The sequence below is a fragment of the Rhodococcus aerolatus genome, from assembly GCF_054783215.1.
On sequence record NZ_BAAGQZ010000056.1, the window covers coordinates 1 to 1,275 of the forward strand.

The 1,275-nt window shown below is 71.2% G+C and carries 1 protein-coding gene; it reads right to left on the bottom strand.

Annotated elements, in window-relative coordinates; all coding sequences use genetic code 11:
* On the bottom strand, positions 1-1,222 hold a 1,222-nt coding region (locus ACYVOF_RS19850; RefSeq protein ID WP_460869617.1), incomplete at its 3' end, for an IS256 family transposase.
* Between the last annotated feature and the right edge of the window lie 53 nt (positions 1,223-1,275).

Consider the following 1,275-nt stretch of genomic DNA (forward strand, 5'->3'; position numbering starts at 1 on the left):
TGAGTGCGGTGGGGGTCGTCTCCTGCTGTTCGGGGTCGGTGCCGCGGGCTTGGGCGAGGATGTCGAGGCCGATGTAGCGGCGCATCTCGGTCCACTCGTCGTGCTGCTCGGCCAGTACGGCGCCGACGAGGCGGATCAGGGAGGCCCGGTCGGGGAAGATGCCGACGACGTCGGTGCGGCGGCGGATCTCGCGGTTGAGTCGTTCCTGGGGGTTGTTCGACCAGATCTGCCGCCAGATCGGCTTGGGGAACGCGGTGAACGCGAGGACGTCGGCGCGGGCGGCGTCGAGGTGGGCGGCGACGGCGGGGAGCTTCTCGGTGACGGTGTCGAGGACCCGGTCGTACTGGGCGGTGACGGCGGCGGCGTCGGGCTGGTCATAGACCGAGTGCAGCAGCGCCTTGACCCATCCCCACGCCGACTTCGGCGTGGCGGCCATCAGGTTCGCCGCGTAGTGGGTGCGGCAGCGCTGCCAGGTCGCCCCGGGCAGGGTGGCCCCGATCGCGGCGACGAGCCCGGCATGCGCGTCGGAGGTGACAAGGGCGACCCCGGACAGGCCGCGGGCGGTGAGGTCGCGGAAGAACGCCAACCACCCGGCGCCGTCCTCGGCGGAGGTGACGTGCAGCCCGAGGATCTCCCGGTAGCCGGCCGCGTTGACCCCGGTCGCGAGCAGGGCGTGGACCCCGACGGTGCGCCCGTCCTCGCGGACCTTGAGCACGAGGGCGTCCGCGGCGAGGAACGTGTACGGGCCCGCGTCGAGCGGGCGGGTCCGGAACGCCGCCACCTGGGCGTCGAGGTCCTTGGCCATCTCCGAGACCTGCGACTTCGAGAGCCGCGTGATGCCCAGGGTCTCCACCAGCTTCTCCATCCGCCGGGTCGAGACCCCCAGCAGGTAGGAGGTGGCGACCACGCTGACCAGCGCGGCCTCAGCCCGACGGCGTCGCTCGAGGAGCCAGTCCGGGAAGTAGGACCCGGTACGCAGCTTGGGGATCGCGACCTCCACCGTTCCGGCCCGGGTGTCCCATTCCCGGGACCGGTAGCCGTTGCGGGAGTTCACCCGCTCCCCGCTGCGGGTCCCGTAGGCGGCCCCGCACACGGCGTCGGCCTCGGCGCCCATCAACGCCTCCACGAACGTGCTGATCATCTGTCGAAGCAGGTCCGGACTCGCCTCGGCAAGCTGCTCGTGCAACCACCCGGACAGGTCGATACTCGGTGACGCGGTCATCGCGTGACTCCTCAGGTAGAGATCCTTGGTCGGTTCTCGAAGAGGATCACGCG